This window comes from Dechloromonas sp. ZY10 (assembly GCF_041378895.1).
GTDB classification, from domain to species: Bacteria; Pseudomonadota; Gammaproteobacteria; order Burkholderiales; family Rhodocyclaceae; genus Azonexus; species Azonexus aquae.
In genome coordinates this window covers 690,605-716,604 of record NZ_CP144212.1, presented here as the reverse complement: position 1 = coordinate 716,604, position 26,000 = coordinate 690,605, and the positions used below count along the sequence as shown (strand labels likewise).

General features: G+C 63.3%; 26 protein-coding genes, 1 tRNA gene and 1 riboswitch. Of the genes, 12 read left to right on the top strand and 15 right to left on the bottom strand.

Translation table 11 applies throughout. The features are described from left to right. Window positions 1-100 precede the first annotated feature (100 nt). From VX159_RS03300 to VX159_RS03290, 3 genes are read left to right on the top strand one after another with little or no spacing between them, the layout of a single operon-like run. On the top strand, window positions 101-1,093 hold the full coding sequence (locus VX159_RS03300; RefSeq protein WP_371324569.1) for a glycosyltransferase family 2 protein: 993 nt from the start codon (window positions 101-103) through the stop codon (window positions 1,091-1,093). After that, entirely contained in the window at window positions 1,090-2,568 is a 1,479-nt protein-coding gene (locus tag VX159_RS03295; protein ID WP_371324568.1) for a glycosyltransferase family 39 protein, read from the top strand. The genes VX159_RS03300 and VX159_RS03295 overlap by 4 nt, the downstream gene beginning before the upstream one ends. After that, window positions 2,534-3,250 (top strand): phosphatase PAP2 family protein, encoded by a 717-nt coding sequence (locus VX159_RS03290; protein ID WP_371324567.1) that lies wholly within the window; start codon window positions 2,534-2,536, stop codon window positions 3,248-3,250. Before VX159_RS03295 ends, VX159_RS03290 begins: the two co-directional genes overlap by 35 nt. Here the strand turns inward: VX159_RS03290 and VX159_RS03285 are convergent. The 6 genes from VX159_RS03285 to rpe form a co-directional block, all read right to left on the bottom strand. Continuing rightward, window positions 3,228-4,373: an HD-GYP domain-containing protein gene (locus VX159_RS03285; protein ID WP_371324566.1), complete on the bottom strand. Its 1,146-nt coding sequence runs from the start codon at window positions 4,371-4,373 to the stop codon at window positions 3,228-3,230. The genes VX159_RS03290 and VX159_RS03285 overlap by 23 nt on opposite strands. A gap of 165 nt (window positions 4,374-4,538) precedes the next feature. Next, window positions 4,539-6,026: an anthranilate synthase component I gene (trpE, locus tag VX159_RS03280; RefSeq protein WP_371324565.1), complete on the bottom strand. Its 1,488-nt coding sequence runs from the start codon at window positions 6,024-6,026 to the stop codon at window positions 4,539-4,541. 150 nt (window positions 6,027-6,176) lie between these two features. Beyond that, window positions 6,177-6,851: a phosphoglycolate phosphatase gene (locus VX159_RS03275; protein ID WP_371324564.1), complete on the bottom strand. Its 675-nt coding sequence runs from the start codon at window positions 6,849-6,851 to the stop codon at window positions 6,177-6,179. A 28-nt stretch (window positions 6,852-6,879) separates the two neighbouring features. Beyond that, the gene (locus VX159_RS03270) at window positions 6,880-8,577 is read right to left on the bottom strand and encodes a PAS domain-containing protein (protein WP_371324563.1); all 1,698 of its coding nucleotides are present in this window, start codon (window positions 8,575-8,577) and stop codon (window positions 6,880-6,882) included. A gap of 51 nt (window positions 8,578-8,628) precedes the next feature. Then, window positions 8,629-9,789 carry an HD-GYP domain-containing protein gene (locus VX159_RS03265; RefSeq protein WP_371324562.1) on the bottom strand — a complete coding sequence of 387 codons (1,161 nt, stop codon included), beginning with the start codon at window positions 9,787-9,789 and terminating at the stop codon, window positions 8,629-8,631. 42 nt (window positions 9,790-9,831) lie between these two features. Continuing rightward, window positions 9,832-9,921: riboswitch (cyclic di-GMP riboswitch) on the bottom strand. Between the two features lie 84 nt (window positions 9,922-10,005). Then, entirely contained in the window at window positions 10,006-10,707 is a 702-nt protein-coding gene (rpe, locus tag VX159_RS03260) for a ribulose-phosphate 3-epimerase (protein WP_371324561.1), read from the bottom strand. Between the two features lie 41 nt (window positions 10,708-10,748). Between rpe and apaG the strand changes: the two genes are divergently transcribed. Next, on the top strand, window positions 10,749-11,132 hold the full coding sequence (apaG, locus tag VX159_RS03255; protein WP_371324560.1) for a Co2+/Mg2+ efflux protein ApaG: 384 nt from the start codon (window positions 10,749-10,751) through the stop codon (window positions 11,130-11,132). A gap of 142 nt (window positions 11,133-11,274) precedes the next feature. On the opposite strand, the gene VX159_RS03250 is transcribed toward apaG, so the two are convergent. Then, window positions 11,275-11,730 (bottom strand): cytochrome c, encoded by a 456-nt coding sequence (locus VX159_RS03250; protein WP_371324559.1) that lies wholly within the window; start codon window positions 11,728-11,730, stop codon window positions 11,275-11,277. Between the two features lie 36 nt (window positions 11,731-11,766). Beyond that, window positions 11,767-12,840 (bottom strand): AI-2E family transporter YdiK, encoded by a 1,074-nt coding sequence (gene ydiK, locus VX159_RS03245; protein WP_371324558.1) that lies wholly within the window; start codon window positions 12,838-12,840, stop codon window positions 11,767-11,769. Between the two features lie 125 nt (window positions 12,841-12,965). Here ydiK and VX159_RS03240 point away from each other — a divergent pair, with 125 nt between their 5' ends. Beyond that, the gene (locus VX159_RS03240) at window positions 12,966-13,208 is read left to right on the top strand and encodes a hypothetical protein (RefSeq protein ID WP_371324557.1); all 243 of its coding nucleotides are present in this window, start codon (window positions 12,966-12,968) and stop codon (window positions 13,206-13,208) included. Window position 13,209: 1 nt separating this feature from the next. Here VX159_RS03240 and VX159_RS03235 read toward each other — a convergent pair whose 3' ends face one another. The 3 genes from VX159_RS03235 to VX159_RS03225 form a co-directional block, all read right to left on the bottom strand. Beyond that, window positions 13,210-14,043: an HDOD domain-containing protein gene (locus VX159_RS03235; protein WP_371324556.1), complete on the bottom strand. Its 834-nt coding sequence runs from the start codon at window positions 14,041-14,043 to the stop codon at window positions 13,210-13,212. 102 nt (window positions 14,044-14,145) lie between these two features. Continuing rightward, the gene (locus tag VX159_RS03230) at window positions 14,146-14,592 is read right to left on the bottom strand and encodes a YaiI/YqxD family protein (protein ID WP_371324555.1); all 447 of its coding nucleotides are present in this window, start codon (window positions 14,590-14,592) and stop codon (window positions 14,146-14,148) included. A gap of 106 nt (window positions 14,593-14,698) precedes the next feature. Next, a tRNA-Met gene (locus tag VX159_RS03225) sits at window positions 14,699-14,775 on the bottom strand. A gap of 146 nt (window positions 14,776-14,921) precedes the next feature. Between VX159_RS03225 and miaB the strand changes: the two genes are divergently transcribed. Genes miaB through lnt form a run of 5 tightly spaced genes read left to right on the top strand, consistent with a single transcriptional unit; the run spans window position 14,922 to window position 20,080 of the window. Continuing rightward, a complete protein-coding gene (miaB, locus tag VX159_RS03220) occupies window positions 14,922-16,271 on the top strand; it encodes a tRNA (N6-isopentenyl adenosine(37)-C2)-methylthiotransferase MiaB (protein ID WP_371324554.1) in 1,350 nt (449 codons plus the stop codon). Beyond that, window positions 16,252-17,241 (top strand): PhoH family protein, encoded by a 990-nt coding sequence (locus VX159_RS03215; protein WP_371324553.1) that lies wholly within the window; start codon window positions 16,252-16,254, stop codon window positions 17,239-17,241. The genes miaB and VX159_RS03215 overlap by 20 nt, the downstream gene beginning before the upstream one ends. After that, entirely contained in the window at window positions 17,216-17,677 is a 462-nt protein-coding gene (ybeY, locus tag VX159_RS03210) for an rRNA maturation RNase YbeY (RefSeq protein WP_371324552.1), read from the top strand. The genes VX159_RS03215 and ybeY overlap by 26 nt, the downstream gene beginning before the upstream one ends. Window positions 17,678-17,712: 35 nt before the next feature. Then, window positions 17,713-18,561, top strand: coding sequence for an HlyC/CorC family transporter (locus tag VX159_RS03205; protein WP_371324551.1), 849 nt, complete (start codon window positions 17,713-17,715; stop codon window positions 18,559-18,561). A gap of 13 nt (window positions 18,562-18,574) precedes the next feature. Next, entirely contained in the window at window positions 18,575-20,080 is a 1,506-nt protein-coding gene (lnt, locus tag VX159_RS03200) for an apolipoprotein N-acyltransferase (protein ID WP_371324550.1), read from the top strand. An 11-nt stretch (window positions 20,081-20,091) separates the two neighbouring features. Here the strand turns inward: lnt and VX159_RS03195 are convergent, their stop codons facing one another. Then, window positions 20,092-21,375 (bottom strand): HD-GYP domain-containing protein, encoded by a 1,284-nt coding sequence (locus tag VX159_RS03195; RefSeq protein ID WP_371324549.1) that lies wholly within the window; start codon window positions 21,373-21,375, stop codon window positions 20,092-20,094. 152 nt (window positions 21,376-21,527) lie between these two features. Continuing rightward, window positions 21,528-22,649, bottom strand: coding sequence for an acyltransferase family protein (locus VX159_RS03190; protein WP_371324548.1), 1,122 nt, complete (start codon window positions 22,647-22,649; stop codon window positions 21,528-21,530). A gap of 236 nt (window positions 22,650-22,885) precedes the next feature. On the opposite strand from VX159_RS03190, the gene VX159_RS03185 reads away from it, so the two are divergent. Then, complete coding sequence (locus VX159_RS03185; protein WP_371324547.1) at window positions 22,886-23,593, top strand: 2-phosphosulfolactate phosphatase; 708 nt, start codon at window positions 22,886-22,888, stop codon at window positions 23,591-23,593. 192 nt (window positions 23,594-23,785) lie between these two features. Here VX159_RS03185 and VX159_RS03180 read toward each other — a convergent pair whose 3' ends face one another. Together VX159_RS03180 and VX159_RS03175 are read right to left on the bottom strand one after the other, a co-directional pair. Further along, the gene (locus VX159_RS03180) at window positions 23,786-23,920 is read right to left on the bottom strand and encodes a hypothetical protein (protein WP_371324546.1); all 135 of its coding nucleotides are present in this window, start codon (window positions 23,918-23,920) and stop codon (window positions 23,786-23,788) included. 84 nt (window positions 23,921-24,004) lie between these two features. Continuing rightward, window positions 24,005-24,949, bottom strand: a complete 945-nt coding sequence (locus VX159_RS03175; protein WP_371324545.1) for an MBL fold metallo-hydrolase — start codon at window positions 24,947-24,949, stop codon at window positions 24,005-24,007. Between the two features lie 90 nt (window positions 24,950-25,039). Here VX159_RS03175 and VX159_RS03170 point away from each other — a divergent pair, with 90 nt between their 5' ends. Further along, window positions 25,040-25,873 carry an alpha/beta fold hydrolase gene (locus tag VX159_RS03170; RefSeq protein WP_371324544.1) on the top strand — a complete coding sequence of 278 codons (834 nt, stop codon included), beginning with the start codon at window positions 25,040-25,042 and terminating at the stop codon, window positions 25,871-25,873. The last annotated feature ends 127 nt before the right edge of the window (window positions 25,874-26,000 follow it).

Sequence of the window (26,000 nt, the reverse complement as noted above, 5' to 3'; positions counted from 1 at the left end):
CGCCGCGATGCCGGACACCGATTCACGGTAAAATCCGCGCTTTGCTTCTCCGGCCTCACGCCCCCTGCCGACCATGACCGCACTCCCCGCTTGTCCTGCCATGCCCGCCCACCGCCTGTCCGTGGTGGTCCCCGTCTATAACGAGGAAGACAACGTGCTCCCGCTGGTCAAGCGCGTGCACGAAGCGCTGGCCGCCTATGCCCACCCCTGGGAACTGGTCCTGGTCGACGACGGCAGCAGCGACGCCACCGTTGAGCGCGGCCTGGCCGCCGCCGGCGAATACGGCGCGCACGTGCGGATCGTCGAACTGACGCGCAATTACAAGCAGACCGCAGCGATGCAAGCCGGCGTGGACGCGGCGCGCGGCGACGTGATCGTGACCATGGACGGCGACCTGCAGAACGATCCGATCGACATCCCGCGCATGGTTGCCCGGCTACTCAACGAAAACCTCGATCTGGTTGCCGGCTGGCGCAAGAATCGCCAGGACGGCCTGTTCCTGCGCAAGATTCCGTCGAAGATTGCCAACAAGCTGATTGCCCATCTCACTGGCGTCAAGCTGCGCGACTACGGCTGCAGCCTCAAGGCCTACCGTGCCGACGTGATCAAGCGGGTGCGCCTGTACGGCGAAATGCACCGCTTCATCCCGGCCTGGATGGCGACGGTAACCACCCCGCGCCGCATCGCCGAAGAGCCGACGACGCACCATGCGCGTACCGCCGGTGTCTCCAAGTACGGCATTTCGCGCACCTTCCGCGTCATCCTCGACCTGATCGCGGTGTATTTCTTCATGCGCTTCCGCGCCCGCCCCGGCCACTTCTTCGGCGGCATCGGCCTCGGCCTGACCGGCCTGTCCGGGCTGATCCTGACCTGGCTGGCCTGGGTCAAGTTCGGCCTCGGCGAATCGATCGGCGGCCGGCCGCTGCTGATCGTCGGGATCGGCGGCCTGATCGCTGGCCTGCATTTCATCACCACCGGCGTGCTCGCCGAACTGCTGGCCCGCACTTACTTCGAATCGGGCGCCGTGCGTTCTTACACCGCCCGCCCGGAAGCACCGCTCGCCGACGACGCCGGCTGGCTGAAAAACGAGTGATTTTCACGGTCGACCGTAAAAACGGGGAAAAATCCTTTCCCACCGCCAGCGCCTTGCTGCTGGCAGCGTTTCTGCTGCTGGCCTGGCGCCTGGCCGTGATCCCGCAACTCGGGATCACCCTTTACGTCGACGAAGCGCAGTACTGGACCTGGGCGCAGGCGCTCGACTGGGGCTATTTCTCCAAGCCCCCCGGGATCGCCGCGCTGATCGCCGCCTCGACGGCACTGTTCGGCGACGGCATTCTCGGCGTCAAGGCGTTGGCCATGCTTTGCTATCCGCTGGCTGCCTCCGCCTGCTGGGCGATTGCCCGCCGCCTCTACGATGCCCGCGTCGCCGCCTGGTCGGCACTAGCGGTGCTGACCCTGCCGATGTTTTCCTGGCTCGGCCTGTTCGTCTCAACCGATGCGCTGCTGACGCTGTTCTGGACGCTCGGGCTGTGGGCCTACCTGCGTGCGCTTGACCGCAACGCCCCGACCGACTGGTTGCTGCTCGGCCTGATCGGCGGCTTCGGCCTGCTCTCGAAGTACACGATGGCCGCCTTCCTCGGCGCTGCCTTCCTGCACCTGCTCTGTTTCCACCGGGCCCGGCTGAAAACGGCCGGTCCGTGGCTGGCCGCATTGCTTGCAATCCTGCTGCTGGCGCCCAATCTGTGGTGGAACGTCATCCACGATTTCCCCACCCTCAAGCACACCGCCGACATCACCCTCAAGCGCCAGGCGGCCGGCGGCCTCAAATCGCTGGCCGAGTTCTGGGCCGCGCAATGGCTGTCCTTCGGTCCGATTTTCGGCTCGGTCTTTTTCATTCTGCTGGCGCAGGCGAAAAAGACCTGGCAAGACGAGCGCAGCCGGCTGCTGCTATGGTTCGCGCTCCCGTTATGGGCGGTGGTTTCGCTGCAGGCAATGAAAAGTACCGCCAACGCCAACTGGGCTGCACCGGCGTTCGCTCCGGCCCTGGTTGCCATCGTCGCCTGGCTGCTGGCACGCGAACGGCAACGGCTGCTGGTCATCGCACTGAGCCTCAACCTGGCGCTGGTCGGGCTGGTTTACCACTGGCCGCTCGTGCTTTCCACGGTCCACGCCCCAAACCCGGCAAAATCCAGCCCCTTCACCCGAGCGCAAGGCTGGGACGAACTCGGTCGCCAGTTGCAGCCGCTGGTTACGGCGCATCCGCAAGCGGTGCTGGTCGCCGACAACCGGACCTTGCTTGCGCACATGCTCTACGAACTGCGCGCCCAAAAACCGCTGGCTGCCAGCTGGAACCCCAAAGGCGAGGCCAGCGATCATTACAAACTAAGTACCGACCTGCGCCCCTATCGCGGCCGTGACCTGCTGCTGATCAGTGAAAACGAACCGGGCGAGCAATTCCTGCCTTATGTCACCGGGCAACAAAAACTGGCGACGCTGCGCGCGCCGCTCGACGCCCACACCACGCGAGACCTGCATGTCTGGCTGCTCAGCGACTTCAAGGGCTACTGAACTGCGCCGGGCGCTCGCCGTGGCGACGCTGCTGGCACTTCTCTTCGTCGCCTTTCCGCAGCTAGACCTCTGGACCAGCAGCCTGTTCTACCAGGGCGACGGACGCTGGCTGTTCGGCCGCGACGACCTGATTCTGGCGATCCCCTACCGCGGCCTGCCACGCCTTGGCCAGGGCCTGCTGCTGGGCTTGGCGCTATTGCTGCTGCTCGGTCTGCTGCCACGCTTTGCCAGCCTGCGGAGACGTCGCGCCCACTTTGCCTTTCTCCTCGCCGGCGCCCTGCTCGGCCCGGTATTGCTGGTCGATGCAACGCTCAAGGAACATTCGGGCCGCACCCGGCCAGTCAATATCGAGCAATTCGGCGGCCAGTTGCGCTTTACTCCGGCGTTCATTCCAGCCGACCAGTGCCAGCAGAATTGCTCCTTCGTCAGCGGCCATGTCGCCACCGCCGCCTTCGTCATGGCCTTCGGCTGGCTCGGCGCGCCGGCCGTGCGCCGCCGCTGGCTGCTCGTCAGCATCACCTTTGCCGGCTACATGGCGCTGGTGCGGATGAGCCCCGGCGGCCACTTTTTATCCGACTGCCTGTTCGGCTGGTTTGCGACCTATTTCAGCCTGTGGCTGACCGAATGGATTTTCCGCCGCTGCCGCTGGCTACCGCCGCTCAGCCCAGCGGATCCTCGCTGAACAGCTTCTGGATTTTTTCGACCTCGCTGCGTTGCTCGACCAGGGCGTCGACGCAATGCGCATCGAGTTGGTCGCCGGCGAGTTTCTGCAACAAGGCAAAGGCCTCGTCATTGCTCCAGGCCCGCTTGTAGGGCCGGCTGCTGGTCAGGGCATCGAAGATGTCGGCGACCGCAGCGATCCGTGCCTCGACCGGGATCGCCTCGCCGACCAGCCCGGCCGGATAGCCTTGACCATTGACCTGCTCATGATGATAGAGCGCGATATTGCGCAGCAGGTCGGCATGCGGCAGGTCCGATAGCCCGAAATGACCGATCAGGGTGTCGATCATTCCGGCGCCCAGTTCGGGGTGGCGCTGCATTTCGGCACGCTCTTCGGGGTCAAGCGCGGCCGGCTTCTGCAAAATCCGGTCGGGAATGCTGATCTTGCCGATGTCGTGCAAGGGCGAGAATAGGAAAATGTGTTCGACCGTGGCATCGTCCAGGCCATAGATCGGCGCCACCTTGCGCGCAATCAGGCGGGCATAATGCGCCATTCGCTCAAGATGCGCCCCGGTCTCGAAATCGCGGTGGCTGGCCAGGGTCGAGGCGCTGCGCACGCTGGCCACCAGGGTCCGGCTGGTCGACAGGTGCTCGCTCAGGGTCAAGGCCAGCAGATGCCCCACCAGATCGAGATGGTGCAGGCTTTTTTCGTCAAAGCAGTGCTTCTGCGTCGAATTGAAGAAGATAAAGCCAAGCAGGCTTTCGGCACGAAACACCGGCAGCGTGTAGCTGGCAGCAAAACCGCCGCGAATGGTCCGGGCATGGCGTTTTTCGCCGCCCAGCAACTCCAGGTCGTTGACCACCCGTGGCCGCCGCCGGGCGACGATTTCCTGCAGCGTTCGGCTTTCGCTCAGCCGGGCCTGGTAGAGCACCAGATCGGTCTGATGCACGTCCGAACTGGCAAAGGTCTTGAGCAGATCGACGCCCGGGTCATAGACCGCCACGGCGATCCGCTCGACGAAGGGCAGTGACTCACGCAGCAAGGTGTGCATGTGCCGCAGGTTGTCGGCAAAAGGGCGACTGCTGTCGAGCGCGCTCAACCTGTCCTCATGCGCAAACCATCCCTGATCGACCGCTGCCTGCATGCTCTTCCCGTTTCCGCACTGATGCTGAAAAACACGCATTTTATGCGTAAAACGTTTTACACAAATAAGCCAAACAGACCACCGCCAACCGATGGCTCATCCGCCCCCCAGGGGCAACGGCGATACGGACGGATGGCATCGGGAAATGCCATCCGTTGCCCTTCCTCAATCGAAACGGGTATCCAGCCCCTGTTCGGCAAGTTCGGCCGCACGCAGCACGGCGCGGGCCTTGTTCTGGGTTTCCTGCCATTCGGATTCAGGATTGGAGTCGGCTACGATGCCGGCCCCGGCCTGGACATGCAGTTGTCCGTCCTTGACCACGGCAGTGCGGATCGCAATTGCCAGATCCATGTCGCCATGGAAACCGACGTAGCCGACCGCACCGGCATAGATACCGCGCTTGACCGGTTCCAGTTCGTCGATGATTTCCATCGCCCGCACCTTCGGCGCACCGGACACGGTTCCGGCCGGGAAGGTGGCCTTGAGCACATCGAGCGCATCCAGCCCCGGCTGCAAACGCCCCTCCACATTGGACACGATATGCATCACATGCGAATAACGTTCGATGCTCATGTTTTCAGTCACTTTGACCGAACCGACCGTCGCCACCCGGCCGCAGTCGTTACGCCCAAGGTCAAGCAGTTGGGTATGCTCGGCCAACTCCTTCTGGTCGGCGAGCAGGTCGTCGGCCAATGCCTGATCCTCCTCGATCGACGCCCCGCGCTTGCGAGTACCGGCAATCGGCCGCACCGTTACCCGGTCGCCCTCCAGGCGGACCAGAATTTCGGGCGAAGCACCGACCACGTGGTAGTCCTCGAAATCGAAATAGAACATGTAGGGCGAGGGATTGAGGCTGCGCAAGGTCCGGTACAGTGCCAGCGGGCTGGCGTGGAAAGGCTTGGTCATCCGCTGCGACAACACCACCTGCATGATGTCACCTTCGGTGATGTATTCCTTGGCCTTGAGCACCGCCCGCTTGAACTGGGCCTCGCCAAAGACCGAAACCGCCGGCTCGGAATGCGAGGGCTGCTCGACGGGAATGTTGGCTGGCTGACGCAGCTTGGCCAGCAGTTCCTTGAGCCGGGCACGCGCCTTCTGGTAGGCACCGGGATAACCGGGCTCGGCGTAAACGATCAGCGTCAGCTTGCCTGAGAGGTTATCGACGACGGCGATTTCCTCGGACAACAGCAGGTGAATGTCGGGCGCGCCGATTTCGTCCGGGTGCTGGGTGCGGGTCAGCCGGGTTTCGACATAGCGCACGGTGTCGTAGCCGAAACAGCCGACCAGACCGCCGAGGAAACGCGGCAAGCCGGCGCTCGGCGGCGCGCGGAAACGACTCATGAACTTGCCGATGAACTCCAGCGGATTGGTATCGTCCTCCCGCTCGGCAATCCGGTTGCCAGTCAGAACCATGACCTGGTGGCCATTGACCACAATCCGGGTGGAGGCAGCCAGGCCGATGATCGAATAGCGCCCGAAGCGCTCGCCCCCCTGAACCGATTCGAGCAGATAGGTATATTGCCCGGCATTTGGCCCGGTGGTCAGCTTGAGATAGATAGACAGCGGCGTGTCGAGATCGGCAAAGGTTTCCAGCGTAACCGGGATGCGGTTGTAGCCTTGCGCCGCGAGTGCGTTGAATTCGGTTTCGGTCATGATGAGCCTCGAAAATGACTTGCTTGAACAACTTCAGGAACAGGGGCAGCAGACTGCTGCGCGGGCGCCTGCCGGCGCCGGGGGCATGAATTTACGGGCGCCAGCGACGCCAACCGTGCCAATCGTTCCAGAGCAGCGAAAAAGTCATTGTTACTTGCGGGCAGAAGAGGAAAGCGCTTGCCGATAGGCAGCGACAAGATCGGATACTAGCGCATCGCAATCGGCACTGTCCACGGGCCGCCCTTCGTTGTAACCATAGGGCACGCAATACGCCAGCGAACCGGCAGCCCGCGCAGCCAGCACATCGTTGAGCGAATCGCCGATGTGCAGGTTGCGCTGCGGCGCAACCCCGAGCAAACGACAGGCGTGCAGGATTGGCTCAGGGTGGGGCTTCTTCTCGGCCGTGCTATCACCGGAAACGACCACCGAAAAATACCCGGCCAATCCGCTCCGCTGCAGCAACGGCTCGGTGAATTGTGCCGGCTTGTTGGTCACGACGCCGAGCTTGAGGCCATGCGCCTGCCACAAGTCGAGGCCTTCGCGCACGCCGGGGTAAATTTGCGCCTGGGCACCGTTGACCGTGGCGTAATGTTTTTTGAATGCCTCAATCCCCGCTGCCAAGTACTCGGGCGCGGGCGAGGTCTCCCAGGTCAGGCAACGCTCGACCAGCACCGCCATGCCCTTGCCGACGAAGCGGTGGATTTCCTCTGGCGAGCGCGGCGGTGCCGCAACTTCCTGCAACATCCGCCGGCAGGCCTCTGCCAGATCGGCGATGGTGTCAAGCAAGGTACCGTCAAGATCGAAAGTAACGGACTGAAACTGCATGAGGGGCTCCCGCCGGAAAAGCGGCCGGCTATTTCCCTCCGGCCTCCTTGCGGGTGGTGAAATAGCTGACCAGTTCGTTCATTTGATGCGCAGCCGCTTGCAGGTGCTCCGACATCGCGTAAGCCTCCTGCGTATCCTGGCGGTTCTCGACCACCAGATCGAGAATCTGGTCGATCTTGCCGACAAAATCCTCCAGCGCAAAAGTCTGCAAGTGGCTCAGATTGACGATTTTATCAAGCTCCTCCTGCACCGCATCGAGTTCCGGCAGATCCCCCGCCGTCACACGCAACAAGACCAGCTGCTGTTGCAGGTTGGCGATTCCGCTTTTGAGATCGGCGGCGAAATCGAGCGACAGGAAATTCCGCGCCTCGCTCAACTGGTCATGCTGGATCTCGGAGTGATCGCTGATTTCAAACAAGGCCCCATTCAGGCGCATGCAGTGATCGTGAATATTGCGGCCGTAAGTCGAGATTTCGTCGGTAATCACCTTCAGATGCATCTGCATCACCGCACTGGCCCGAATCAGGTGCCCGGTTTCCCCTTTGCCAAAGACCTCGACCTCGCCGGTCAGATCGCCCTGGGCAATCCGGTCAAAGCCTTCGATGGCGCTTTCCAGGGGTTGTACGATGTCGCGCAGGAAGAAACGGCCAACCACCACCACCACCAGAATCCCAACCGCGATACCGAACAGCGCGATCTGGCGGATCAGGTCATTGTGTGCCTGCAAAGCCTGCCACTCACTCGCGGCCTGAACGTCAAGGGCTTGCTGAAATCCGCCCAAAGCCGCATGCAAGGCCTTGAAGTAAGGCAGATAGAGCGGCACCTGAGTCTGCAGCGGCGGCACCGGGTGACCCTGTTCGATCGCCTGACGCAAAGGCAGGAGGATTTTTGCCCGCAGTTCACCGTAGCGCTCGCCCACCGCCGCAAGCTGCCCCCCGGCTTCGGCCGGCAAAGACAGCGCCTGCAACTGCAGCAGGATTTTCTCGACATCGCCCTCGGCGGCCAGCAAACGGGCAAGAAATGCCTGGCGCTGCACCGGCTCGACTTCCGCTTCCGGCTCGCCATGGGCGTTGAGCATGTAGTAGGCCGCCAGCCCGCCGCGCAATTCATGCACCGCCGAATCGAGGCGATTGGCCTGAGTCATCGGACCGATCCGTTGATGATAAAGCCCCGCAGCAACAGCACTGGAGTCCTGCAGCCCGGTAATCCCGAGCAGCCCCCCGGCCAGCATCAGCCCGATCACGAACAGGACGCCGAGGGTAAAGCCCGTTTTGATCGTCAGCAGCCGCTGCAGGGGATTTTCCTTAAGCGGGCTGCCACTCACCCGCATTCGCGCATAGCGTGCCTCGGCGGCACTGATTTCGCTCCGTGTCGCAGCCTCGCGCACCGACATGTAGCCAACCGTCGCATCCCCCTTGCGAATCGGCACCACAACGGCCTTGACCCAGTAAAAGCTGCCATCCTTGCGCCGATTCTTGACAATCCCTTTCCACGGACTGCCTTTCTTCAAGGTGGCCCAGAGATGCGCGAAAGCCTGCTCCGGCATGTCCGGATGGCGTACCAGATTGTGCGGCTGACCGACCAGTTCATGACGGGCAAAACCGCTGATTTCGACAAAAGCGTCGTTGGCATAAGTGATGATGCCGTTCAGATCGGTTTTTGAAACAATCGAAACGCCTGCAGGAACGGCATATTCGTTCGCATTGACGGGCAGGTTTTGTCTCATGATCGGGTTCGCCGTGATGAAAGGATCGCTTAAAGGATTGAAAAAGACTCGCTACTGCCACAAGCGGCGGATCACCAGCGAGGCTGACTGACATTTTTCCGGGCTGACACAGCCGACCACCGCAAATTCCTTCTGTGCCGTATCACGCGGAACCGGAGCGCTGCGCGGCATCCCGCTGCGATCATAAACGACATGTGCCACCGGACTGCCGCTGGCCGGTGCCGGCGCCTTGACCACGCCGATCTCGCCACTGGCCAGTGATACCAGGGTGCCCGGGGGAAACCGGCCGAAGGTCTTGACCAGCATTGCAATGTGTTTCTCGACATAGCGACTGCCTTTTTCGAGAAACAACTCCTTCAGCGAGTTGGCCGGGAAGATACCGCTACGCCGCGGATTGGCCAGAACCATGGCGGCATAGGAGTCGGCCAAGGCGAGGAGCAGTGAGCCGGCCTGGATCTCCCCCTCCTTGCGTGCCAGCGGATAACCCTGGCCGTCGGGCCGTTCATGGTGCTCAAGCACATAGGTCAGCCACAGCCGGTCGGCGACCCGATGCCGCATCAGCATGTCGACCGACCGCTTCGGATGTTCACGCAACTTCTGACGCACTTCATCGGGTAGGGTTTTCGAGGCACCGAAGTCGCGGTCGATTTCAAACAAGCCGGCATCGCGGGTCAGAGCGGCGCAGACCAGCGCCACCCGCTCGGCTTCGGAAAAGTCGCATAACGGGGCAAGCAAGGCTACGACAATCGCCCCCAGCAATTGCTGGCTCGGGCGAGGATCGCGCAGATCAACCGTCAAGTACGGCGCAGCAATCACCGCACTGCTGTCTTCATCAAGCATCGCAATCAATTGCAAGGCCCGGTCACGGACAAAGGTCTCCAGCACGACGCGATCGGTCGGCGGCTCGGACAAATGGCGATGGATGCGACGAATGGTCGTGACCAGATCGCTGGCACGCAGGAAAACCGGTGCCTTGGCCACCGGCTTGGGCGCCTCCGGTGCAGCTGCCTGCTCTTCTTCGCGAGCTTCGTCCTGCGGATCTGGCTCACCGATGTAGCAGCCGCGCAACAACAGACGCTCGGCAAAACCCGGCATGGTGATGACAAAGCCCCGCTTCAGCAGGAGGCGCTGATTTTCGTCATACAGCGCATATCTGAGCGGCTCCTGCAACGGCAGGTCGGCGCCCACCGCCTTGCGGATCAGGCGCGGCATGGGCCATCCCCGCTGGGTGCGCCGCCCGGAACTTCGGTCATCCTTGGCAATTCCTCGATCATGTGGCGCAACGGCCAGTTAGACAGGTAATTTTGCGTCCCCGCCTTTCGGACGGGTTTGCCCTTCACGATGTGCGCCCGCCTGTGACTGGGCGCAAAACGTGGATGCTAGGATGCCAAAAGTATTAAGTCAATATAAATATGCCAGAAGTCGAGCTCAGACCTTGGCCAGTTCGCCGCGCAGGGCACCGATAATCGTGTCGTAGCGGTGCGGATCGGCATCCCGGCCGGCGCCGTACACTGCTGAGCCGGCCACAAAGGCATCGACCCCGGCACGAGCGATCTCGGCGATATTGCCGACGTTGACCCCACCGTCGATCTCCAGTCGGATCCGGCGGCCGCTCTCGCGCTCGTAGGCATCGAGCTTGGCGCGCGCCTGCCTGGCCTTGGCCAGCGTTCCGGGGATGAACTTCTGGCCGCCAAAGCCCGGATTAACGCTCATCAGCAACACCACATCAAGCTTGTCGAGCACATAGTCCATGTAGTCAAGCGGAGTGGCCGGATTGAAGACCAGACCAGCCTGCGCCCCGCCATCGCGGATCAGCGACAGGCTGCGGTCAATATGCTCGGAGGCTTCCGGATGAAAAGTAATGATGTTGGCACCGGCCTTGATGAAGTCGGGAATGATCCGGTCAACCGGCTTGACCATCAGATGCACATCGATCGGTGCCGTGGTGCACGGGCGAATTGCCTCGCAGACCAGCGGGCCGATGGTCAGGTTGGGAACATAATGGTTGTCCATCACGTCAAAGTGAATCCAGTCAGCGCCCGCAGCGATGACATTGGCCACTTCTTCGCCGAGTTTGGCGAAATTGGCGGAAAGAATGCTCGGGGCGATGACGAAATCACGTACAGACATAGCAGTCCTCAAATAAAACTGAAATCAGGCTCCATTATCCCATGTCCGACCACCCGCCATACCAGATCGACGTCCTGCCCGTCCCTCACTATCTCGCCGAACAGTCCGATCCGGACGCCGGCCGCTACGTTTTTGCCTACACCATCACCCTGCACAACCGGGGCCAGCGCGCAGCGACGCTGATTTCCCGGCACTGGATCATCACCGACGGCAACCAGCAGGTGCAGGAAGTGCGCGGTCTTGGCGTTGTTGGCGAACAGCCGCGTCTGGAACCCGGTGAAAGCTACCAATACACCAGCGGCAGCAGCTTCGAAACGCCGCTCGGAACGATGCGCGGCAGCTACCAGATGCTGGGCGACGATGGCGAACGCTTCGAAGTCGCCATCCCCGAATTCGTCCTCGCAATTCCCGGCAAGCTGCACTGACGGAAGTGCCTCCCGGCCATGTTCACGGTCGACCGGCGAAAACAGGGAAAACCGGGCGACTGCCGCACGTGGCAGATAGCCCGACTGCCGGCCGCAGCGGGGAATTGACGGGGATTGCCCGGATTAGCCCGCAGGCGCAGCCTCAGCGTTCGCGAAATTGCTTGTGGCAGCCCTGGCAGGTCTCGTAAACCTTCTGATAGGCGACTTCGATGACCGGCTGCTGCGCCCCACTCACGGCAGCAGACAGTCCATCGACGGCGACGACGAAAGCCTCGCGCGCCTGCGCAAACTCGGCCGGCTTGTCCCACACTGCGTTCTTCGACTTGCTTGGCGGATACTGGGTTTCTGGCCCGAAGTGCGGCCACGGTGCATCGCGCAGTGCCGCCAGCTCCTTGGCCCCCTTGGCAAAAGCCTCGGCGTTGTAACGCTTGTCGCGCAACATCGTTCCCATCGGTTCAAAAGCCCGCAGCATCGCTTTGAATGCCTGTTGCCGCTGCTTGACCGGCTGGCCGGGGCGGGTGTCCTCCGCCTCACCGCAGGCAATCAGTAGACACGGCAAGCCGAGGAGCAGAAGACGACGCAGAAGCGGAATGGACATGGCAAAAAACAAAAGATGACGGAACAAGGGCGACGATTATACGGCCGGCTCAGCATCGTCGAGCCAGGCCAGCAACAAGGTCCAGGTTACAGCCAGTACTACCGGCCCGACGAACAGGCCGATCAGCCCGAAGGCCAGCATGCCGCCAAGCACCCCGGCGAAAATCAGCAACAGCGGCAAATCCGCCCCCAGCCGGATCAGTGCCGGACGCAGAAAATTATCCAGAGTCACCACCCCGACGCTCCATAACAGCAGACCGCTGGCCCAGGCACCATCGCCCAGCCAGTAGAGCCAGCCAACGGCCGGTAACAGCACCAGCGCCGGGCCGACCTGGGCGATACAGAGCACCAGCATCACCGCGCTGAGCAAACCGGCAAAAGGAATACCGGCCAGAGCCAAGCCTAGCCCGCCCAGCAACGTCTGGACCAGGGCAGTCACGCCGACGCCGAGCGCCACGCCGCGCACCGCCTGCGCGGCCAGCACCACCGCCGCCTCGCCACGGGCTCCGCCAAGGCGACGACCGATTCGCCCGACTAACCGCGCAGCCGCCTCACCGAAGGCATACATCGCCGCCGCCAGGGCAACCACCAGCAACGCGTGCAATGCCAGACCGCCGAGGCCGCCGGCTCCGGCGAGCAGCCAGCGCCCGGCAGCGAGCAGATGCGGCGCCAGTTTTTCCGCCAATCCCAGGCCGCCGTCGGCGCGCACTTCGTTCCACCAGTGGGCCAGGCGCTCACCGCCCCAGGGCAAACCGACCAGCCAGTCAGGCAACGCGGGCAGACCGGTGGCGCCAAATCGGGCACTCCATTCGCGAGCCAACACGGTCAACTCCCCCGAATGGTCAAAAACCGCGTCGACCGCCAACCACAGCGGCAGGATCAAGAGCAGCAACAACCCCAAGGTCATGATTGCCACGGCAGCCGGGCGCCTGCCGCCCAGGCGCCGCTCCAGCCCCAACAGCAGCGGCCAGGTGGCCACCACCAACGTCGCAGCCCACACTGCTGCAGCAAGGAAGGGGCGCAGAATCCACAAAGTCAGGCCGATCAGTCCGAGCACACAGAGGATGGCCAGCGTATTGCGGGCCAAATCGCGATGAATACCGTCGCTCACAAACGCTGCTCCAGCAAAAGAATCGGGCAAGGATAACTTGCCCCTGCCCCCTCTCGGTCAACTGGCATTTGCCACCGGGTCGGCATATCTTGCAACCATTGCCGCACCGCCAAGGAGAGGAAAAAATGACCGAGACCGACAGCCTTAGCCTGCACGCAGCCGCCGAACGGATCGCCACCGGACTGATTTCGACCGAGGACGCCGAAATCCTGCTCGCCCGCGCGATCGAACATGGCGAGTTGGCAGCCAATATCCAACGCTGGGCCACCGAGCAGTGGGAGGGCCAGCAGTTGCCGGGCAACCTCAACCGGCACACCACCCGCATCCGCCACACCGACCTGGCCGCCTGGCAAAGCCGCCGACCTTGAATCAGGCCCGCCCCTGAACCTCATCGCGGATTTCAAGGTAATCGTCCTGGTGCAAACCGAGGTAATCAAGAATCCGCTCGCCAATCCGCCGCCAGCGCGGATCATCGCGCAGGCGGAAAACCGTATCGTGCAAATGTTCAGCCAGAATGTTCATGGCCACCAGGGTTCTCGCCATCGGCGGAACATCGCCCTCGTTTTCCAGCACGCTGGGCCGGTGATGCCAGAGAATCGACTGACCGATGGTTTCCGACAGCCCCCATGAGCGGGCCACCAGATAACCGACTGTGGCATGGCTGGTGCCATGCCGCTGGTCCTCGACATCGGTCATCGGACCATCGTAGGCCGCCGCCTTGATCAGCGTTTCCTTGTAATCGGGGAAGCGGCGCATCATGATCGGAATGCCGCAATCGCGGAACAATCCGAAAGTATAAGCTTCGTCACGCGGCGTACGCGGCAGCACCGAGCAGAGATAGGCATTGATCGATGCCACCTTCTCCGCACTATCCCAAAACCGCTCCAGGCTGGCGTTGCCTTGCGCCGTCTGCCGCAGCATCACGCCGGTGACAATATTCTTGAGATTATTGGCCCCCAGCAGCATCGCCGCCTGGCCGACATTGCCCACCTTCTGGCGTAAGCCGAAAAGCGGTGAATTAAGCGTCTTCAGGACTGCCGCCGAAACCCCGACATCGCGTGCAATCAGATCACCGAGCACCTTCAGGCTGGGTTCGGGACGCTTCAACTCCTTGTCCATTTCCAGCAGCAACGCGGGCCGCGCCGGAATGCTGAAGCCGCTGAGCATCTGGCTGATCGCCGCCTCGGATAGTTCGACCGTCATGACCACACCGCCAAAAAGGTGAAACGCGGGATTATGCGCCGTTTTTGCCGCTCACCCAACTCGCATTGCAGTTTTCCTCCGCGCCATCCCGCCCACGACGATTCAGCGTCGCCGAGCCAGAAAGCGGTCCAACTGGTTGGCAAATGCCTGCCTGTCTGCCGACGAGAATGCAGCCTGCCCACCGGTTTCGACCCCGCTGCTACGCAAGCCCTCCATGAAGTTCCGCATGCTCAGACGCTCCTGGATATTCCGCCGATCCAGCAAATCACCGCGCGGCTCAATCACCTCCGCCCCCTTGGCCACCACCAGTGCCGCCAGCGGAATATCGGCCGTGACCACCAGATCGCCGGCACTGACCTCCGCAACGATCCGCTGATCGGCAACATCAAAACCGCTGGGCACCTGCAACACCTTGATCCAGGGCGATGGCGGCACCCGCAGCAACTGATTCGCCACCAGCGTCATCAACACCTCGGCCCGATTCGCCGCGCGATACAAAATTTCCTTGACCGCCACCGGACAAGCATCAGCATCCACCCAGATTTTCATTGCATCGCCCCCTGAAACAGCAGCCATTGTGCCCGCAAAGATCCGCCACCCCGGACCAGAAAGCAAAAAGCCCAGCCGGTGAGGGCTGGGCTTTCGCTTGAAACTCTGGTGGTGATGGGCAGAATCGAACTGCCGACCTATGGGTTATGAATCCATCGCTCTAACCGTCTGAGCTACATCACCACGCGGTGTTGAGGGCGCGAATTATAGACAGCAGGTTTTCCACGGTCAACCCCTTTTTTGCTGGAGTATAATCGCGAACTTTCTTTGATCGCCGCTTGCCTCAGTCTGCAGCTTTGATCGCAAACCGTTTTTCGCGAAGTATCCCCATGCCCAAGAAACTATTCATCCGCACTTTCGGGTGCCAGATGAACGAGTACGACTCGGACAAGATGGCCGACGTGCTCAACGCCGCTGAAGGCGTCGTCAAGACCGATAACCCGGAAGAGGCCGACATCATCCTGTTCAACACCTGCTCGGTGCGCGAAAAGGCGCAGGAAAAGGTGTTCCACGATCTCGGCCGGGTCAAGCACCTGAAGCAGCTGAATCCGAATCTGGTGATCGGTGTCGGCGGTTGCGTTGCCAGCCAGGAGGGGGATGCCATCGTCTCGCGGGCACCCTATGTTGACGTGGTGTTCGGGCCGCAGACGCTGCACCGCCTGCCGCAACTGATCGCCGAGCGCAAGGAAAAGGGCAAGGCGGCGGTTGATGTCTCCTTCCCCGAAATCGAGAAATTCGACGCGATGCCACCGTCCGAGGTCAAGGGCGCCTCGGCCTTTGTCTCGATCATGGAAGGCTGCTCCAAGTTCTGCACCTTCTGCATCGTGCCTTACACCCGTGGCGGCGAAGTCTCACGGCCGTTCACCGACGTGCTGACCGAAGTTGCCGACCTGGCGGCCAACGGCGTCAAGGAGGTCACCCTGCTTGGCCAGAACGTGAACGCCTATCGCGGCGACATGGAAGGCACCGACGAAAAGGCTGACCTGGCGATGCTGATCGAATATATCGCCGAAGTCCCCGGCATCGAGCGCATCCGCTACACCACCTCGCACCCGCGCGAGATGACGCAGCGCCTGTTCGACACCTACGCCAAGGTGCCGAAGCTGGTCTCGCATCTGCACCTGCCGGTGCAGGCCGGCTCCGACCGCGTGCTGGCAGCGATGAAACGCGGCTACACCGCGCTCGAATACAAGTCGATCATTCGCAAGCTGCGCGCGGCGCGGCCTGACATTTCACTCTCCTCCGACTTCATCGTCGGCTTCCCCGGCGAGACGGACGAGGACTTCGAAAAGACGATGAAGCTGATCGACGAGGTCGGCTTTGATACCTCGTTCTCCTTCATTTACAGCCCGCGCCCCGGCACGCCGGCGCTGGAACTCGAGGACAGCACCCCGCCCGAGGTCAAGTCGGCGCGTTTGACCCGCTTGCAAAAGCGGATCGAAGAGCAGGCGCAGGTGATCAGCCAGGCGATGGTCGGCAGCATCCAGCGGGTGCTGGTCGAAGGACTGTCGAAGAAGGATGCCAAAGAACTCGCTGGCCGCACCGACAACAACCGGGTGGTCAATTTTGTCGGCGGGTCTGCCAACAGCGCACGCCTGATCAACACCTTCGTCGATGTCCGCATCACGTCGGCCCTGCCGCACAGCCTGCGAGGCGAAATTGTCATCCGCGAAGACTAAGCCGGCGCCCAAGCAGCGACCGGTCGAGATCGCCCTCGCCCCGGTCGACAACGTGCTGCTCGCCAATTTGTGCGGGCCGCTCGACGAAAACATCCGCCAGATCGAAACCGGCTTTGACGTGGTCATCCGCCGCCGCAACGAACGCTTTTCGGTTTTGGGCGAAAAAGCCCAGTTGACCGTGGATGCGCTGCGCCACTTCTACGCCATGGCGCAAAACCCGCTCGACGTTGACCAGATTCAACTTGGCATCATCGAAGTACTGAACGCCCCGGTACGCCGGATTTCGACCCCGGGCAGCGCCGCCGACGGGCCGCAACTGGTCACCCGCAAGGCCGAGCTGCACGGGCGCACGCCGCGCCAGGTCGAGTATCTCAAGCACATCCAGGAACACGACATCACCTTCGGCATCGGCCCGGCCGGTACCGGCAAGACCTACCTGGCGGTGGCCAGCGCCGTCGATGCCTTCGAGCGCGACCTGGTCCAGCGCATCATCCTGACCCGGCCGGCGGTCGAAGCCGGCGAACGCCTCGGCTTCCTGCCCGGCGACCTGACGCAGAAGATCGATCCGTATCTCCGCCCGCTCTACGACGCGCTCTACGACCTGATGGGCGCCGACCGCGTCGCCAAGCTCTACGAAAAGCGCGCGATCGAGATCGCACCGCTGGCCTTCATGCGCGGCCGCACGCTCAACCACGCCTTCATCATCCTCGATGAAGCGCAGAACACCACGCCCGAGCAGATGAAGATGTTCCTGACCCGGATCGGCATCGGCGCCAAGGCCGTGGTCACCGGCGACATCACCCAGATCGACCTGCCGCGCGGCCAGAAGAGCGGCCTCAAGGAAGCCATCGAAGTGCTTTCCGAGGTACGTGGCATCGCCTTTACCCAATTCAAGAAGGAAGATGTGGTGCGCCACCCGCTGGTCGCCCGCATCGTCGACGCCTATGAAAAACGCCAGCAGCCGGCTTAACCTGTCCGTGCAATATGCCTGTAACCGCGAAGGCTTACCCTTGCGGGCCGATTTCGTGCGCTGGGCGCGCGCGGCGCTGGAGGGTGGCGGCCAGGTGACGATCCGCCTGGTCGACGCCGAAGAAGGCCAGGAGCTCAACCGCGAGTACCGGGGCAAGGATTACGCGACCAACGTGCTCTCCTTTCCCTACGAGTACGAGCCGGTGATCATGGGTGACCTGGTCATCTGCCCGAGCGTCGTCGCCCGCGAAGCCACGGAGCAAAACAAGCCGCTGGAGGCGCATTACGCGCATCTGACGGTGCATGGTATGCTGCATTTGCAGGGCTGGGACCATGAGGAAGACGCCGAAGCGGAGGAAATGGAAGCGGAAGAAACCCGCATCCTTGCCGCCCTCGGCTACCCCGATCCCTATGCCGGCGAAAAGCAGGATGCCTGAGCCCCGCACCCGACCTTTCATTTTCTGCCCCTCTCATGGACAGCGACAGTAAACCCGGATTCATCGAACGCCTGACCTCCCTGCTGCTGCGCGAACCCGAAGATCGCGAACAGCTTCTCGACATCCTGCACTCGGCCTACGAGCGCAACCTGATGGACGCCGATGCGCTGACCATCATCGAAGGCGCCCTCGCCGCCGCCGACACCCGCGTCACTGACGTAATGATTCCGCGAGCCCAGATGGACGTAATCGACGTCGACGACCCGCTCGATGAAATCGTCCCCACCGTGATCGAAGCCGCGCACTCGCGCTTCCCGGTGATTGACGGCGACCGCGACAAGATTCTCGGCATCCTGCTCGCCAAGGACCTGCTCCGCCTGCAGACCGAAAAGGACTTCGACCTCCGCGACTGGCTGCGCCCGGCGGTGTTCATCCCCGAATCCAAGCGCCTCAACGTGCTGCTGCGCGAATTCCGCGCCTCGCGCAACCACATGGCGATCGTGGTCAACGAATACGGCGGCGTCGCCGGTCTGGTCACCATCGAAGACGTGCTCGAACAGATCGTCGGCGACATCGAGGACGAATACGACTTCGACGAGGCGCACGACAACATCCGCCTCGATTCAACCGGGCGCTACCGGGTCAAGGCACGGACCGAAATCGAGGATTTCAACGCCGCCTTCCACACCCAGTTTTCCGACGAGGAATTCGACACCGTTGGCGGCCTGGTGCTGCGCCACCTCGGCCGCCTGCCCAAGCGCAACGAAGTGGTCGACATTGGCGGCCTGCGCTTTCAGGTCCTGCGTGCAGACAGCCGCCGGCTATACACGCTGCTGGTCAATCCGCCGCACGAAACTCGCAGCGCCCGCAGCGAAGACACCTGACCCCGCCCGCGCAGTGAAGCCACTCCCCGCCTCAAGGCCTGCCGGGTACCAGTCGGCCAGCGCCCTGCCCGCCGCCGGCCGCCACCTGCTGGCGCTGGCCGCCGGCGCGCTGACGGTGGCCGGCTTCGCTCCTGTGGCCTGGTTCTGGCTGCCGCCGCTGACCCTGGCTGCGCTGTTCCTGCTCCTGCGCAGCGCCCCGAGCACCCGCCAGGCTGCATTCTGCGGCTGGGCCTTCGGCTGCGGGCTGTTCCTCGCCGGGGTTTCCTGGGTCTATGTCAGCCTCTCGGTCTTCGGCGGCATGCCAGCCTGGCTGGCGGGCCTGGCGGCGCTGCTCTTCTGCCTCTTCCTGGCGCTCTACCCAGCGCTGGCAGCCTACCTGTTCCGGCGTTGGCTGCCGGCCGCTGTCTGGCGACAGGCCCTGCTCTTCGCCGGCCTGCTGACCACGGTCGACTGGCTGCGCGGCTGGATTTTCACCGGTTTTCCCTGGCTCGCCCTGGGCTACAGCCAGACCCCACCCAGCCCGCTCGCCGGCTATGCCCCCTTGCTCGGCGTCTACGGCCTGTCACTGCTGGTGGCGCTCTGCGCCGCGCTGCTGACGCAACGGCGCGGCCCGCTGCTGCTCGCGCTCCTGCTCGCCGGCGGCGCCGGGCTGCGCCAGATCGAATGGAGCGAAGCCGCCGGCCCACCGCTCAGCGTGGCGCTGCTGCAAGGCAATGTCGCACAGGAAATGAAGTTCCGCCCCGAACGCTTTGCCGAAACCCTGAACCTGTATACGCGACTCACTGCCGACCACCCGGCGCAGCTGACGCTGCTGCCGGAAACGGCAATTCCCGCCTTCATCGACCACGTTCCACCCGAATATCTCGAACAGTTCGGCCAACTCGCCCGCCGCCAGCAAGGCGACCTGATCGTCGGCAGCATCAGCGGCGACCGCAGCGACTACCGCAACAGCGCGATCAGCTTCGGCAGTTCGCCGACGCAGATTTACAGCAAGCAGCACCTGGTGCCCTTCGGCGAGTTCATTCCTGCCGGCTTTGCCTGGTTCATGGCCCAGGCCAACATCCCGATGTCGGCCTTCGGACGCGGCGACGCGCGGCAGGCGCCGCTGCAAGTCGCCGGCACGCAGGTGGCGCTGAACATCTGCTACGAAGACGCCTTTGGCGAGGAAATCATCGCCGCCGTGCCAACTGCCGGAATCCTCGCCAACCTGTCGAACACCGCCTGGTTCGGCGACTCGCTGGCGCAGCCGCAGCACTTGCAGATCGCGCGGATGCGCGCGCTGGAAAGCAGCCGCCCGATGCTACGGGCGACCAATACCGGGATGACCGCGATCATCACCCCGCGCGGCGAAGTCGCAGCGCAACTACCGCCCTTCACCACCGCCGCGCTACAAGGCGAAGTGCAGCCGCAGCAAGGGCTGACGCCCTACGTCCGCTACGGCAATCTGCCGGCGCTGGCGCTCGCCGCCATCTGCCTGTTGCTGGCGCTGGCCAGCGGCCGGGCTCAGGGCCGGGACTGAAGCGCCGGCGCTTACTGGCTCTTGTCGGTCGAGTAGAAGTAGGACAGCCGCTGACGCGGATTCATCCAGGCGACCACGTCGGGCGGCAGGCTGGACGGGCGCAGCGCCTCCTCGATTTTCAAATCCGGGCTCAAACCGAGGTCGACCGTGGGAGCATCGCGTTTGTCGATTTCCGGGCTGTAGATCAGCACCGTCGGGCGCAAGCTGTCGCGCCCGGGCGAAACCACCAGTCCCAGGGATTCATCGTTGAGCCGCACCAGCGTCCCCGGCGGGTAGACGCCGAGCAGCTTGATCAGCAGGCTGAGCAGGCGCTGATCGAACTTCGCCGCGTCGCTGCGGAACATCCGCGCCAAGGCCTCGGCCGGCATCAGCGCCTCGCTTTGCGGGCATTCGGGCGAGCAAAGGCGGTCGTAGGCATCGACCACCGCGACGATGCGCGCCGCCGGCCCCGCATTCTTCTTGCCGCTCGGCCAGCCGGAACCATCGAGGTATTCGTGGTGGTCGGCGATCACCGACAGCGCAATCGGCCCGAAGGCATCCGACATCTTGGCCAGCTCGACGCCGTAGATGCCGTGGTCGCGATAGAAAGCCTCCTCGTGCCTGGCACGGTTCTTCGCGGTCAAGATATGCGCCGGAATCTTGACCTTGCCAACATCGTGCGCCAGCGCCCCGAGCGCGACCTCGGCCAGCTGCGGCTCGGTCAGGCCGACGCTTTTGCCGAGCAGCATGGCCAGCGTCATCACGTTGAGGGCATGAAACTGCGGCCCGGTTCCATCCTTGTCGCCAAGCAGGTGGAGCAGGACTTCATTGCCCTGGGCAATCTGGCTCGCGGTCTGCTGCGACAGGTCACGCAATTGCGCCCCCGCCTGCTTCGGCGCCCGCCCCATTCCCAGCATCGCCTCGCGCGTCACCCGCGCTGCCTGTTCCCAAGCCCGGTCGGCGCGCGCAGCCGCATCGCGCAGACGCTGCTGGCGCTCGTGCTTTTCGCGCGACTGCCGCGCCATTTCCTGCTGCAGTTCGTTTTCCAGCTCGGCCTGCGACGGCGTAATCGGTGCCGCCGCGATAGCCTCGGGGGCCGGCGGGGGCCCGGGCTCGGCGGAGCTTTTTTCCGGGTAATAATACAAATGCCCGGCCAGTTTCAGCGCCTGAACTTCCTTGATCTGCTTGGCGTCGGAAATCTTGAACCGGTTATAGAGAAAGGGATGATCGTCCCATGGCAGGTCAATCCAGACATAGAGTCCGGGGACCAGTTGGCAAGCTTCGATCGGGACGGGTTTTTCCGGTTTTTTCCACACGACGCGCTCCGGGCTGACGGTATTTTTTTCTGCGCACCATGCTAGCAGCCCGCGCGCGCGCCCCCTGCGGCTTTTCAGGCAAAACGAAAACTACAAGACGCTCACCCTCTTGACCCTCGCCAAGCCCCGGCCTGAGAGGTTTGATGCTTCTCTCATCCGCGCCCGGGAGAAGCTGCGGCAAGCCGCCACCGGCTGCCACCGCCTCGCCGCAGGCGCCGGGCCAATTCGGCCGCTGGCAATTCGACCCAGCGGTAAAACAGCGCAGCCGCCCCCAGACTGGCGGCAAACGCCACCAGCAAGCCCAGGCTGGCAGCCATGGGGGACGACCAGCCAGCCATCGCCCACAAGGTGGAGACCAGCAAGAGCACCGGGAAATGCAGCAAAAAGAGACTGAACGACCATTCCCCAAGGCACCGCAGCCAGGCTGCCTGCGGCCAGTTGCGGGCCAGACCGGAACGCTCGGCAAGCAGCAAGGCCAGCGCCACCACAGCGGCGATCACCAGCCGCCAGCGCCAGGCATAGCCGATGGCGAGCACCAGGACCAGCAAATACAAGGCAAAGGCCAAGCGCTCCCTGCGGCCACCGCGCAAAGCGTGGTGCAGCAGGATGCCAAGGAAGAAATAAGGGAAGAAAAACAGCACCCAGACATCCCAGGCCGGATCGAGGTTGAAATGGAACAGCCCCATCAAGGCCAGACCCCAGGCTACCAGCCGCCCCAGCCAATGCCAGCGCGCTCCGCCCACATCGCGCACAGTCAGGGCCAGCGCATAAAGCAGACTGAATTGCAGATTGATGCAGACGAACCACAGCCCGGCGGAAAGCGCCTCGTAACCGAGAATGTCCTGCAGGAACAGCAGATGCGCCGCAAACTGGGCGAGCGTCGGCGGCGCACCCAGCACTTCGTCGGGCAGCCAGCCCCGTGCCAGCACCAGTACCGGCAGGACCAGCAACAAGGTCAGCAGATAAGGCAGCCCCAGCCGGCAATAGCGCTCCAGCAGATAGCTGCCGAAAGCGGCGCCGCGCCAGTCACGCTGCGCCATGGTCAACGCTGCGGCATAGCCGCCGATGACAAAAAACACTTGCGTTCCACGCGCGTGCCGCTCGAAAAAGCCAAGCACCTCGCCCAGCCAGGGGGCGGCCCAGGACGCCAGCGGCGGATACTGGGCAAAATGGTGCCAGACAATGAGCAACGCGGCAAAAGCACGCAGCGCAAGAAAGAATGGCGACTGGCCGCGCGCCGGCGGCAGGATGACAGGTGAAAGCGTGGCAGACATCGATGCGAACAATAAGTACAAGCGGCACGCGCGCCCCCGTCGCGAGCCCTGAAACGCTAACAGCAGGCAGCGCACCGCCCGATGCGGACGCCCCGGAAAACCGGCAATTTTAACATTTGCGGCAGCGCAGCAAAAGGCTGGCAGCGGTGCAGATGCACTTGCCCCGAAAGATGCGGCCCTTGCCAGCACAAGGACAGCCGTATATTTTTCGGAGCATTGCCTTCGCCCACCCTGCCATGCGCTTCACCCGCCTCTTCCTCAACCGCCTGCTCGACCAGACACCGCCCCGGGACACCGTGGTGGTGATCGACGTACTGCGTTCCTTCACCTCGGCGGCCGTCGCACTGGCGCGCGGTGCGCGCTGCATCTACCCGGTCGAGAGCATTAGCGAGGCAATCACGCTGAGCGCCCGCCTGCCAGAAGCGGTATCAGTCGGCGCGGTCGGCGGTGGCGACCCGATTGCCGGCTTCGACTTCGGCAACACGCCATCGGCGCTCTTGAGCGCCGAACTGGCCGGGCGCGACATGGTCCTCACCACCGCCGCCGGGGTGCGCGGCCTGCAGCGCTTTCGCAATGCCCGCCGGCTCTACGCCACCAGCCTGGTCTGCGCGCGCGCCACCGCTGAGGCCATCCGCCGCGACGGCGCCGACGAAGTCTGTTTCGTGATTACCGGCGAATGGGTGGACCGCGACGGCGAGGAAGACATCGCCTGCGCCGACTATATCGAGGCGCTGCTCTGCGGCCATGTCACGCCGCCCAGCGAATTTGCCCGACGGGCGCGGGTTTCCGACTTCGGCATCCGCTTTGGCCGGCCGGAGTGGCCCAACCTGCCGGCAGCCGACCTTGAAATCGCCGCCGACGTGGACCGTTTTTCCTTCGCGATGCCGGTCGACCGTGAAAACGGGCTGCTGGCGATCCACAACCGCCCGCTGCCCCGCGACTGAAGCTCGCCACTCCTGCACCGGCAGCCAAGGAAGGCGAGGACCGGCAGGCGCGGCCGGAAGAAGCATGCGCGGGCCGCCACCAGCTGCCCTCTCCTGCCACCTGACACGGGCGGCAAACCGGTCCACGCGCCGGATCGGCGCCAGGCACAAAACACGGAGCGCCAGGTAGCGGCACACGCCACAGGCGCCGGCTCAGCCGTAGTGCCGCCGAACCAGGGTTTGCACAGCCTTGGTGCGGGCGATCTTGCCGACGGCGGCGATCAGGAATAAGGGCGAAAAGCTGCCAGCCGTGACGCCGAGCACGATTTCAGTCAGTTCGGAACCCATGATGACACTCCCCAGCAGAGAAAAGACGACCTTCCTCTGCAGGGAATGTGCCAGCCCGCATCACGGGCGATGACCGGCGCCGCCTCAGGCGCGGTGGTCGAGCCAGTATTCCAGGCCCTGGGCGTTGAGTTCGAGGTCAGTGGCCAGCACTTCAACGATCTCAGCCTCCGGCAAACGGCAGCCGTGCGCCCGCAGTTCACTGAGCAGGTAGGCGGTGATTCCGTCCTTGATTGCGGCGTGGCGGCCTTCGCCGGCGGCGGCATGCTGCTCGGCAATCGCCACGTGCTGGTCGAGGCGGCGGCGCAGGGCCTCGGCCTGCGCCGGCACATCGTGCACCTGCGCGTAATGCGTCAGGTACATCGCACTCGGCGCAAAGCTCATCAGGCGGTCGATGGAAGCATGCATCTCGGCCGGGTCGAACTGCGTCGGCGAGGTGGTCGGCAGGATGAACTGGCGGCCGTCGACATCGAACTCGCGGTACGACAAACCGAACATGTCGCCGGTAAAAATTGCGCCGCTTTTACGGTCGACCACGCAAATATGGTGTTTTGCATGCCCCGGGGTGTCGATGCAGAGCAACTCGCGGCCGCCCAGCGGCAGCACCAGCCCGTCGTGCGCGTCGATGATGCGTGCGGCCGGAATCGGCAGAATTTCGCCGTAGACCGTGTCCACGTACTCCTGGCCATAGACGGCGGTAACGCCGGCGACCAGCTTGGACGGCTCGGCCATGTGGCGCGAACCACGCGGATGCACCACCAGCTTGGCGTTCGGCAACTCGCGCATCAGCGTGCCGGCGCCGCCGGCGTGGTCGAGGTGGATGTGGCTGAGGATGATGTAATCGACCGCGTCGCGGCCCAACCCCAATTTATCCAGCGCCGCCAGCACATTCGGCAGCGAATCGTTGCTGCCGGTATCGACCAGCGCCACCCGGCCCTCGTCGACGATCAGGTGGATCGCCGCCAGGATCGGGCGGACATAGCCGGCATCAAAAGCATGAATGCCGTGTTCGTAAGTTCTCCAGTCAAACATTCTCCATACACCTCCGTATTGTTATGCGTCGGCGATTATACTGGCCGCCCCCGTGATTTTTCTGCATGAGCACCGCTCACGACTCCGCTTATGACCCATTTTCTGGCCGACGACGGCGAAAAAATCCACCTCCAGATTTCCGGCACAGGCACGCCGCTGATCCTGCTCCACGGCTGGACCTCCAGCCATCAGGAATGGTTTCCCTTCCTCCCCGAACTTAACGCCCACCACCGCGTTTACCGCTGGGATGCACGCGGCCACGGCGGCCATACCCTGGCCCACCCCGGCTCGGCCACCGTCGAGCGGATGGCACGCGACCTCAAGAACCTGATCGACCACTACGGCCTGGAAAACGCCACCGCCGTCGGCCACTCGATGGGCGCCCTGACCCTCTGGCAATACCTGCGCGACCACGGCACGCACGGCCTCGGCAAGCTCTGCCTGATCGACCAGTCGCCGCGCCTGCTCACCGGCGACGACTGGGAGCACGGAATTTACGGCGATTTCGGCGTCGACCGTAACCGGCAGCTGATCGACTGGCTGCGCGAGGACTTCGCCGAAGGCGTGCTCAAGCTCACCGCGCTCGGCCTCAACCAGCGCGCCCGCGAAAAATACGAAGCCAACGCCAGCGGCTGGCAACGCTCGCGCGCCGCGCTGCAGGCACAAAACCCGGAACCGCTGATCCACTGCTGGGAAAGCCTCACCGCCGCCGACTACCGCGACGTGCTGGCCAACATCCCGCTGCCAACCCTGCTGGTCTACGGCGGACAAAGCAACTTCTACCGCAGCGAAACCGCCCGCTACGTCGCCAACACCATCCCCAACGCCATCCTCAACATCTACGAAGGCACCGACCACTCACCACACCAGTGGCAGCGGGAAAGATTCGTGCGGGAGCTGCTGGGGTTTATTTCAAATAGCTAATTTTGCCAACTACTTTACAGATAAAGCCGCTGTTTTTTTAAGGCAGATCAAAAACACAAAAATCCCAATTGATTCCCCCGAAATGGCTGAATAGCATAGCCAGTCTTGATTAAACCAAAAGAGGGAA